Here is a 547-nt window from a genome sequence, read left to right as displayed (position 1 = left end):
GCCTGTTTGTCGTTTGCAATAAATTCTGGTGATAATCCCTGAAAAGTGCTGTACTACTTTGCCGTATTGGTAGAACTTAATAGTAAGAGGCTCACCGAGCAGGTCTCGAGAGTGCTCCATAATGTACTCATGGAACTTGTCAAATGAGTCTTCGGGAGTTTCAATGGTGAAAGTATCGTGCTGGCAGTTATATTGATGTAGCTCAACCTTATAGCTTTCTCTGGCTAAAAAGTCCTTACCATTAGAACTGAGCAGACAATAAACCACAGGATTAGTTTTGTCTTCTAAAAACTCCTTAAAGGTTTTGATTTTCATATCTTTCAATTCCATACGCAATTTGGGTATCATTGTTAATTTGAGGGCAAATAAACGAAAAATAATGCAATTAAACAAATCATTTTGAAGAAAAATAAGAAATATTTTTGAAAGTGTAAGTAAAATAAGGCAATTCGTGATGAGTAGAAGATTAGCAAGATACACTTATCTAACGTGAGTTCGGCATAAGAAAAGTTATTTTTTATTTGCAAAAAAGGGATAGTTTTAGTGA

The 547-nt window shown here is 34.4% G+C and carries 1 pseudogene; it reads right to left on the bottom strand.

Features of this window, described 5'->3' with window-relative positions:
* Window positions 1-348 (bottom strand): annotated as a pseudogene (locus HMPREF9071_RS02245) (phage baseplate protein); the annotation flags it as partial.
* Window positions 349-547 lie beyond the last annotated feature (199 nt).

The organism is Capnocytophaga sp. oral taxon 338 str. F0234, from assembly GCF_000192225.1.
In the GTDB taxonomy this organism is placed as follows: domain Bacteria; phylum Bacteroidota; class Bacteroidia; order Flavobacteriales; family Flavobacteriaceae; genus Capnocytophaga.
This window is presented reverse-complemented; position numbering and strand designations above follow the sequence as displayed.